The sequence below is a fragment of the Fibrobacter sp. HC4 genome (genome assembly GCF_023373925.1).
In the GTDB taxonomy this organism is placed as follows: Bacteria; Fibrobacterota; Fibrobacteria; order Fibrobacterales; family Fibrobacteraceae; genus Fibrobacter.
Genome location: NZ_JALCZV010000003.1, coordinates 46,693 through 56,307 on the forward strand (window position 1 = coordinate 46,693; position 9,615 = coordinate 56,307).

11 protein-coding genes are annotated in these 9,615 nt (G+C 51.0%); 7 read left to right on the forward strand and 4 right to left on the reverse strand.

The features are described 5' to 3' along the window. From MMG03_RS02575 to MMG03_RS02605, 7 genes are all read left to right on the forward strand, one after another. Positions 1-704: FISUMP domain-containing protein (locus MMG03_RS02575; protein ID WP_275976873.1), on the forward strand; the 704-nt coding region annotated here is incomplete at its 5' end. A gap of 169 nt (positions 705-873) precedes the next feature. Further along, complete coding sequence (locus tag MMG03_RS02580; RefSeq protein WP_139259071.1) at positions 874-1,338, forward strand: hypothetical protein; 465 nt, start codon at positions 874-876, stop codon at positions 1,336-1,338. A 23-nt stretch (positions 1,339-1,361) separates the two neighbouring features. Further along, positions 1,362-2,036, forward strand: a complete 675-nt coding sequence (locus MMG03_RS02585; protein WP_073282939.1) for an FISUMP domain-containing protein — start codon at positions 1,362-1,364, stop codon at positions 2,034-2,036. A 19-nt stretch (positions 2,037-2,055) separates the two neighbouring features. Continuing rightward, positions 2,056-2,451, forward strand: a complete 396-nt coding sequence (locus MMG03_RS02590) for a (deoxy)nucleoside triphosphate pyrophosphohydrolase (protein WP_073282942.1) — start codon at positions 2,056-2,058, stop codon at positions 2,449-2,451. A 43-nt stretch (positions 2,452-2,494) separates the two neighbouring features. Continuing rightward, positions 2,495-3,922 carry a ribosome biogenesis GTPase Der gene (der, locus tag MMG03_RS02595; protein WP_073282944.1) on the forward strand — a complete coding sequence of 476 codons (1,428 nt, stop codon included), beginning with the start codon at positions 2,495-2,497 and terminating at the stop codon, positions 3,920-3,922. After that, positions 3,870-4,505, forward strand: coding sequence for a glycerol-3-phosphate 1-O-acyltransferase PlsY (plsY, locus tag MMG03_RS02600; protein WP_158535408.1), 636 nt, complete (start codon positions 3,870-3,872; stop codon positions 4,503-4,505). Before der ends, plsY begins: the two co-directional genes overlap by 53 nt. 41 nt (positions 4,506-4,546) lie before the next feature. Further along, positions 4,547-5,560, forward strand: a complete 1,014-nt coding sequence (locus MMG03_RS02605; protein WP_073155970.1) for an NAD(P)H-dependent glycerol-3-phosphate dehydrogenase — start codon at positions 4,547-4,549, stop codon at positions 5,558-5,560. A gap of 100 nt (positions 5,561-5,660) precedes the next feature. Here MMG03_RS02605 and MMG03_RS02610 read toward each other — a convergent pair whose 3' ends face one another. The 4 genes from MMG03_RS02610 to gmd are packed head-to-tail and all read right to left on the reverse strand — an operon-like array spanning position 5,661 to position 9,587. Further along, complete coding sequence (locus tag MMG03_RS02610; RefSeq protein ID WP_073234129.1) at positions 5,661-6,608, reverse strand: lysylphosphatidylglycerol synthase transmembrane domain-containing protein; 948 nt, start codon at positions 6,606-6,608, stop codon at positions 5,661-5,663. Between the two features lie 3 nt (positions 6,609-6,611). Next, complete coding sequence (locus MMG03_RS02615) at positions 6,612-7,697, reverse strand: glycosyltransferase family 1 protein (RefSeq protein ID WP_112131707.1); 1,086 nt, start codon at positions 7,695-7,697, stop codon at positions 6,612-6,614. Beyond that, positions 7,681-8,568, reverse strand: coding sequence for a GDP-mannose 4,6-dehydratase (locus MMG03_RS02620; RefSeq protein ID WP_073155979.1), 888 nt, complete (start codon positions 8,566-8,568; stop codon positions 7,681-7,683). Before MMG03_RS02620 ends, MMG03_RS02615 begins: the two co-directional genes overlap by 17 nt. Then, a complete protein-coding gene (gene gmd / locus MMG03_RS02625; protein WP_073155982.1) occupies positions 8,568-9,587 on the reverse strand; it encodes a GDP-mannose 4,6-dehydratase in 1,020 nt (339 codons plus the stop codon). The genes MMG03_RS02620 and gmd overlap by 1 nt, the downstream gene beginning before the upstream one ends. Positions 9,588-9,615 lie beyond the last annotated feature (28 nt).

The following is a 9,615-nucleotide window of genomic DNA, read 5'->3' on the forward strand; positions in this document are numbered from 1 at the left end:
ACGGCATGCCGAACCGCGGCACTTTCACCGACGAACGCGACGGCCGCGTTTACAAGTACACGACCATCGGAGACCAGGTGTGGATGGCCGAAAATTTAAAGTACGAACTGCCTTATCCGTACAGCATGTGTTATGGCAAAAAGACGTGTTATTGGAAACAGCGTTTTCAGTTTGATGATATTGGTGATACAGTATGTGTTGAAGATACATCCAAGCTCGCCGAAATCGGCCAACGCATGAACACCACCTGCACAACAAACGAATGCATCGCCGACGAATTCTGCGAACGATTTGGGAGGTATTATAACCTTTATGAAAATGGGGAAAAGGAGGGGTTCTTGGACAGGGTTCTGTTGGATACGATATGTCCGCAGGGGTGGCGTGTGCCGTCCAAAGCAGAATGGGAAGTTTTGATGGAATCTGTTCAAAATGATGAGTTGAGACTTTTAGAAGAAGAATCCTATGATAGACTTGATTCGGAAACGAAAAAATGGTATAAAAGGCCAGATAATTCTTGTGGCTATTCGGTGCCACTTAATGGATACCTTTTTATGAATGGCGCAATGCAGCGATTTTCAATTACATCTGCATTTGCAACAACGACGGCTAAAAACGAACTTTATGCGTGGAATATGATTATGGAATTTGGGAATATGGCTTTTACATCGCATAATTTTATCTCCATCCGTTGCCTCAAGGATTGATCATGCCAAAATTTTTGCTATCCATCCTTCTTTTTTCCGTTTCCTCCTTCGCTCTTACCCTTGACCAGGTGCGTGCCGACCTTAAGTCCCGCGCCCTCTCGCAGGATTCTGTGGAAATGAGCATCCGCACCACGGTGAACACGCCGGCAGGCAGGTGGTTTCCATTTACATGGTTCAGAAGGGCCGTTCCAAGACCTACACCGAGATGAAGACGTCGTTCATGAACCAGCGCAGCATCGTAAACGGCTCTCGTATGAAGGTCATTGACTTGAACACGAATAAGTTCCAGATTTTGCCGTACAACGGAGAGGCTTTGGAGGCCCAGAAGTACACGAACTTCAACCCCCTCGACGCCGGCGAATGGAAATCCCCGGTGAGAGTGTCCGAAAACTTATACAAGATCGAGGGTGCCGAGGGTGCGCTTTACTACAATTCCCAGAAAAAACGCATCGAAAAGCTTGAAAACGATGATGCAGAAAAGTCCGTGCATACGACGTTCGCCTACGATTCCGAGAATAACCTGAAATCCATGGTGGTCTCCGTGATGGTTTCGGGTATCGAGACGAAGGTGGTAACGAAAATCCTCGCGCTCCGCAGCTCCGCCAAGTTTCCGGATAAGTTGTTTGAATTCTAGGAAACTGAAAAAAGGAAACTCTTATGAAAAAGGTAATGGCTTCGCTTTTGTTCGCCTTGCTGGCACTGTTTTTCTCTTCTTGCCTCACTGACTCCGACGAGGCATGGAGCGCCGAGAAGGTGTGCCCCGACATCGGCACGAACGCCTATGGCATGCCGAACCGCGGCACTTTCACCGACGAACGCGACGGCCGCGTTTACAAGTACACGACCATCGGAGACCAGGTGTGGATGGCCGAGAATCTGAATTACAAGACTGAGGCATGGAGCGTATGCTACTTTGAAGAGGATGGCTGTAATACTGTGGGGCGTTTTTACCTGTATGACAGTGCAAGCTGCCCACTTGGCTGGCATTTGCCATCTATGGATGAATGGCAGATTCTTGGGAAAAGTGTTGATGGATCAGGGAATGCCGCCTTGCATTTGAAAAGTGTGTCTGGCTGGATTCCTTTGAACCCTGGAGACTCTGCTAATGGGTATGATGATTGCGGTTTTAATATGCAACCATCTCTCGCCAAGAGAAGGGATGATGGCTTGTATGCGTACTTTTTGACGTCAACATTGGATTCTTCGATTCGAACAAATGACGTTCCCAATCACGTTTGGCGAGCGGTTTTTGCTTCTCAACGAACGTCTCTTCACTTTGGCTCAGTTCTACGTGAAGGCGATGTCTCCAATGTCCGTTGCGTAAAGGATTGACCTTTATTACATTTTTCTCATGAAAACAATAGAAGTTGTGGCCGGTGTTATTTGCGACGAATCCGCCGGGACGAAAAAGTTCTTTGCAACCCAGCGTGGCTACGGCGATCAAAAGGGCGGGTGGGAATTCCCGGGTGGAAAAATGGAACCTGGCGAAACTCCTGAGCAGGCCTTGGCCCGAGAGCTAAAAGAGGAACTGGCCGTTGATGTGGAGGTGGGGCAGTTCATTACCACGGTGGAATATGATTACCCTAAATTTCACTTGACCATGCATTGCTATTTCTGTTCCATTGTGAATGGAAGTGTTACTTTATTAGAACACCAAGCGTCTCGTTGGTTGGGGCCCCAGGAGCTTCATGGTCTGGATTGGCTTCCTGCGGATGTGGGGGTGGTGAAGGCCATATTGGCATTGTAGTACCTTAAGACAGGCGCATAAATATTCTATATTTTCCCCCATAATGAAGTTACCTATCGTATGTATTATTGGACGCCCCAACGTAGGCAAGTCCTCCCTGTTTAACCGCATTCTCGGCCGTCGTGCCGCCGTGGTTAGTGACCGTGATGGCGTCACCCGCGACCGTCATTACCAGAATGCCCGTTTCAAGGGTCATGAATTTACCGTGGTGGATACTGGCGGATTCCTGCCCGACGACACCATCGATGTGCTGGCCGATAGCGTCCGCACCCAGATTTTTAATGCAGTCAATGAATCCGACTTGGTGCTGTTCATGGTGGATGTCCGTGTGGGCATTACCAAGCTGGACCAGCAGTTCGCACGCCTGATCCGCAAGCTGGACAAGAAGGTGATTCTTGTGGCCAACAAGAGCGAAAACGGTGGCGACCGTCAGGAAAGCTATGAATTCCTGAAGCTGGGTTTTGGTCAGCCCCGCACTATCAGTGCCCTGACCGGTTACGCCTGCCTTTCCCTTCTCGATGAAATCATCGCTGTGCTTCCGACTCCGGTTCGCGGTGAACGTCGTGAAGAACGCCCCATCAAGTTTGCCATTCTCGGTCGACCCAACGCCGGCAAGAGCACCTTGCTCAACCGCCTGCTGAACGAAGAACGTGCCGTGGTCAGCGATATTCCGGGTACCACCCGCGATTCCATTGACTGCGACTTTGTTGTAGATGGCAAGAAGTTTGTTGTTACCGACACCGCTGGCCTCCGCAAGAAGGCCAAGGTCGACGACGAAGTGGAAATCTTCAGTAACATGCGCACTCTGGAAAGCATTCGCCGTTCCGACGTGTCTGTGCTGATGGTGGACTGCACCCGCGGTCTCGAAATTCAGGATTTCCGCATCATCACCGAAATTCGCAAGGCTGGCAAGGGCCTGGTCCTGTTGCTGAACAAGTGGGACATTCTCCCCAACAAGACCGAAAAGTCCTTTGACCACATGGTTAAGGAAATGATGGAACGCGAACCCATGCTGGAATACGTTCCCATTCTCTCTATCAGTGCCAAGGAAGGCCAGCGCATCAACCGCGTCATTCAGGCTATCCAGACCGTGTATGCCAACTGCCGCCGAGTTCTTGGCCGCGACAATGTTGCCCAGGCTTTCGCTAAGTTCATCGAAGAAAATCCGGTGCCTAGCCAGAACGCCCGTACGGTTCAGCTGACCCGTGCCTGCCAGATCATGGTGGAACCCCCTGTAATCGCTATCGAGACCCGCACCCCTGATTTGGTGGCCGAGTCTTACAAGCGCTACCTGATGAAGAAGTTCTTTGAGGAATTCCAGCTGCAAGGCGCTCCTCTCCGTTTGAACTTCGATATGAAATTAACCCTTAGAAAGGATGAAGAACTTGAACAGTTTACTGAGTCTTCCAATAGCGTACTTGCTGGGGTCGATACCCAGCGCCATATGGATCGCAAAAATCGCGAAAGGTAAGGACTTCGATATCCGCGAATACGGATCGAAGAATGCCGGCCTTACAAATACATTCCGCGTCTTGGGCTGGAAGCCCGCCCTGCCGGTTGTGTTCATGGACTTGCTGAAGGGTTTCTTTGGACCTTTCATTGCCGCTCTCATGTGCAAGGCCCAGGTTGAAGCCGGTGGTGCCGACTGGTCTAGCTGGGTTCCCCTGGTTGCTGGTCTTCTGGTGATTCTTGGCCATAGCTTCACTTGTTTTGCCGGTTTCCGCGGCGGTAAGGGTGTTCTGGCTGCACTGGGTGTGTTCCTTGCCATTAGCCCCATTACCGTGCTTATCGGTTTTGCCACCTGGATTATCCTGACCTTCTCTACAAAGTATGTGTCTGTGGGGAGCATTGGCGGCTGCGCCGTTCTGGGTCTTCTGTCTGTGTACGGCTACCTGGTTCCCGAACATTATCTGGAATCCATCAATCTCGGTCAGATGATTCTTGCCGTGATTGTTGCTGTCTTTGTGATTGTAAAGCATAAGTCCAACATCAAACGTTTGATGAATGGTACCGAAAACGGTTTTGGTAGCAAGCGCAAGACTCCCAAACAATAAACGTTAATTTTGTAGATTGTTTTGTAAACGAGGTTTTTATTATGAAAGTTACAGTTTTGGGTACCGGCGGCTGGGGTCTTACCCTGGGCCAGGTGATTTACGAAAATAAGAACGACATTACTTTTTGGACCAATTCCCAGGCTGAAGTCGATCTGCTTTCTACTGAACATCAGTACAAGGATAAGCTTCCCGGTGTAATTTTCCCCGCTGACTTTAAGTATACCACCGACATGAATGCCGCCCTCGAAGGCGCAGAAATGGTGATGATCGTGGTGCCTTCCCAGTTCATGGGCGGTGTTGCCAAGAATCTTGGTCAGTGGACCCCTGAAAAGGGTAAGGAACCGGTGGTGGTTTGCGCTACCAAGGGTATTCTCGAAGGTACCAATCAGCTCATGAGCGAAGTCCTTCTTGAAAATGTTCCTTGGCTCACCGACGACAAGATGGTTGCCTTTAGCGGTCCGTCTCACGCCGAAGAAGTTAGCCGCCATGTGCTGACTGCAATCGTTGCCGCTTCTACTAGCGAAGAGTCTGCAAAGCTGGTGCAGAAGGCTATGAGCTGCTCCTACCTCCGCGTGTACACCTCTACCGATATTATCGGTGTGGAACTTTGCGGTTCCGTGAAGAACGTGATTGCCATCGCTTCTGGTGTGCTTTATGGTGTTGGCGCTGGCGACAATACTCGTGCAGCCCTCCTCACTCGCGGTCAGGCAGAAATGTGCCGCCTGGGTCGTGCCATGGGTGCCAATCCCGAAACCTTCGCTGGCCTTGCCGGTATGGGTGACTTGATTGTGACTTGCCTTTCTCAGCATAGCCGTAACCGTTATGTGGGTGAACACATCGGTAAGGGAGAAACTATTGATCAGGTTCTCGGCGGCATGAAGATGATTGCCGAAGGCGTCCCCACTTGCCGTAGCACCAAGGCTCTGGCCGACAAGCTTGGCGTCGAAATGCCTATCGTGAATGCTGTTTACGACTTGCTCTTTGGTGGCAAGACCGTGAAGGAAGTTTTCGACGAAATTTGGGGCCGTGACCTGAAGGCCGAAAACTGGAACTAACTTCCACCCTAAAGCTTAAGCAAAAAGTCCTGGTGAAATACCAGGACTTTTTTGCTTTGTTATGAATTACGAGTTATAAAACCAGGCGCCTCCGGCGCGATTATTTGTTCCCTTTGAGGACTGCAAATGCTACAGCCCCCTGCACGGCCTGGAAAATCATGGGGATGTAGCCGATCAGGGCCGCGGCCAGGACGATGTCTGCGGGAATTCCCAGCAGACCTGTAAACAGGCTGACGTTCACACTTTCGCGAAGTCCTATCCCATTGATGGAAATGGGCAACATGGAAACCGTTATGGTGATGGTCATGAATATGGTTATGGTGGCCAAGTCAACAGGGGAGCCTACGGCCTGGAAGTAGGCGTAGTGGATTAGAATCGAAGAAATCTGCAGCCAGATGGAATCCACACCCGAAAGGATGAAGGCTTTCTTGTAACCGCGGTAAATGCTGAAGGCGTTTTGCAGTTTCAGGAGGAATGGAATCTTCTGGCCTAGTGTGTCGGGAATCTTTATTTTGTCTGAAAATAGCCCGGCCGTAATGATCAGGATGCTGAGGAGGGCCACTCCGCAAACCGCTCCCGTGTAAATGGCGGGAATTTGCAGTCTGGTAATGACAAAGGGGAACATGGCGAAGAAGCAGAGGAACATGGCCAAAAGCCCCATCACTCTCGATATGACGACGGCGGCGACGGAATTTGCCGTGTTGCCGAAACGCTTGCCGAAGGCGATTGTCTTTACGGCATCCCCGCCAAATCCGCTGGGAAGCAAGTTGTTGAAGAAATAGCCCAGGGCGATGTAACCGTAAAAAATTCTGAAGGGGACTTTCTTGCCTTCGTCAAGAAGCAGACAACGCCATCGGTTGGCTTGGATTGCCATGCTAAAAACGGTGCAGATCAGGATAAGTCCAATCCAGGGGAGAGCCTGTTCCGTCCAATGGCTGCTGACCTTTGCGAAGGGAACCTTGTAAAAGATAAAGCCAAGGCCGCCCACACTTACAACGACCTTCAGCAGGTTCAGCAGTTTTTTCTTTAGGTTGGATTGGCTCTGCATGGATTATTTCCCTGCGACTTCTGCGGCAATTTCTGCAAGTTCCCTGGCGCTCTTTTCCCAGGTAAACTGGCTCACCCAGGCATCAATCTTGTCGTCAAACATTCCCTTGGAGTCAATGGATTTTTCGAGAGCCTGTGCTACGCTGGAAGGATCCTTGGGGTCAAAATAGGTGGCCACGTCACCGCCAACTTCAGGCAACGAAGATGTGTTGGAACAGGCGACCGGAGTACCGCAGGCGAATGCCTCCAGAACGGGAAGGCCGAAACCTTCATACAGGGAGGGGAGCACAAAAAGGTCTGCCAGGTTGTACAGATTTACCAGGTCGTCCTGGCTTACCATGCCTGCGTGAATTGTCAGGTCAGCGATTCCCAAGTCAGATTCCTTGGTGGCGTTGGTGCGCCCGGCAAAGGCCTTGCCTACGAGAACGAGACGGCAATCTTCCTTGCCCTTCATCTGGGCGAAACCGTCAAGGAGTCCGTTCAAATTCTTGTGAGGAAGAAGGTTGCCTACATACAGGAGAATCTTCTTGTCGCGGGGAATGTTGAACTTTTCGTAAAGGTATTCCACGTCTTCCTTGGGCTTGCGGATGAATTCCTTACCGGCTGCCAGAAGAACCTTGGTAATCTTGCTTGTGTCTGCGTTGTAGAAACGGACCAGGTCGTTCTTTGTGCTTTCGGAATCGACAATGATACGGTTGGCGCGCTTGCAGACAAACCAGAAAATAAATTTAAAGTAGAGGTGGACAATTTTTGAGGGCAGGAATTCTGGATAGACCAGGTGGGTCAAATCGTGAATGGTGACCATCATTTTGCCGCGGTAGAACAGGGGCACATTGCAATGGGGAATGTGCAGGACGTCTGGCTTTTCACGGCGAAGTTTGCAATAGGGGAAATTCAACTGTTCCTTGTACCCGTAAATGCCGCTGATGAAAGGGATGTGCTTTGGAACTTCAGGATATTCTGCAAGTTCCTTGGGGTCGCCCAGAGCGATTTTGTAGCCGACGTCCTTCAGCCAATGCTGAATGCAGGTGCCAATGCCGGAACGGCTGACCATGCGTGCGTCAATTGCGATTTTAGGCATTTCTTTCATTGTCAAACATCCACTTCAAAGTTTCTTGGATGGGAGTGCCGCGCCAGTAGCCTGCGTTTACAATGCGGCTGTTATCCGCACATTGGTAGGGCATGTCGACGGGGCGCATCCTTTCGGGATCCTGTTCTACGTTGATCTTGACCGTTGCAAAACTCACGATGGTCTGTAGCAAGTCCTCGACCTTATGGGCCTTTCCGGACCCCACGTTATAGGTGTGGAATTCGTTCTTGTTTTCAAGAAGCAGACGGTAGGTTCGAACCACGTCGCGGACATCGGAAAAATCTCTGTAGGCGCTTAGGTTGCCCACCTTGATGGTTCCTTCCTGGCCGCTTTTTTCGATGCGGGCAGCCTGTCCGACAAAGCTAGGAATGGCGAAGGCTTCTACCTGTCCTACGCCAGTGTGGTTAAAGGAACGGGTACAGATAATCTGCATTCCGTATTTCTTGCGAAAAAGGTCTGCAAAATTTTCCTGGGCAATCTTGGAAATTCCATAGGGGTTTGATGCCTGCAGGGAATCGCTTTCCTTGAGGGGGGATTCCTGTTGGGCGTATTCCTCGGCGCTTCCGATCAGGAGGGTCTTGGCGTGGGGGGCCAGTTCCTGGATTGCTTCCAACAAGTACAGCGTACCTTTAACATTGACGTCCATTGTCAAGGTCGGATTTTTCCAGGAGGCACCAACAGAACTGATGGCGGCCAAGTTTACGATGTAGTCGGGATTGCTCTTGCGGATGGCAGCTTCTAGGCTGGCCTTGTCAAGAAGGTTGACTTCGGGCATGTCCGTTGGAAAAACAGTGTGCCCGGCTTCTTCCAGTTCGCGGGTCAGGTATTTGCCCACAAAACCTGCTGCTCCGACAATGAGAGCCCTGCCCATTAAATTTTACCTTCGGCCAAAAGCTTGATGTCGCTTGCGACCATGCGGGAAACCAGGTCTTCGTAGCTGATTTCGGGTTTCCAACCGAGAACCTTGCGGGCCTTGCTGGAATCGCCGATGAGAAGGTCTACTTCTGCGGGGCGGAAGAACTGAGGGTTGACCTTGACCACGACCTTGCCGTTGTCTTTGCGGGTGGCGAATTCGTCGACGCCCTGTCCGTGCCAGGTCAATTCCATACCGGCAGCCTTGAAGGCCATAGTCACAAATTCGCGAACCGTATGAGTTACGCCCGAAGAAACGACGAAGTCGTCTGCAGTGGGCTGCTGGAGCATAAGCCACATGGCGCGTACATAGTCTGCGGAATGACCCCAGTCGCGGCTGGCGTCCATATTGCCCAATTCGACGCAATCCTGAAGGCCAGCCTTGATCTTGGCAACGGCGATGGTAATCTTACGGGTTACGAATTCGGCTCCGCGGCGTTCGGATTCGTGGTTGAAGAGAATGCCGGAGCAGGCGAACATTCCGTAGCTTTCGCGGTAGTTCTTGATAATCCAGTGTCCGTACAGCTTGGATACGCCATAAGGGCTGCGGGGGTAGAACGGCGTTTCTTCGTTTTGCGGAATGGCCTGGACCTTTCCGAACATTTCGCTGGTGCTTGCCTGGTACACGCGGGTGTCGGGCTTGCACAGACGTACCGCTTCCAGAAGCTTTGTAACACCGATGGCATTGATGTCTGCGGTAGAGAGGGGCGTTTCCCAGGATGTAGTCACGAAGGACTGTGCTGCCAGATTGTAGATTTCGTCGGGCTTGGCGATTTCCATGGCTCTCAGCAGGGAGGCGGAATCGGTCATATCACCGAAGATAAACGTTACCTTACCCTGGAGGTGCTCGGCGTTGTTAAAGTCCAGTTTGCTCTTGCGACGGACTAAACCGAAGACTTCGTAGCCTTTCTCCAAAAGAAACTCTGCCAAATAGGAGCCATCCTGGCCAGTAATACCTGTAATCAATGCTCTTTTCATAGTTTTAAAGATAGTAATATTCGGCGAA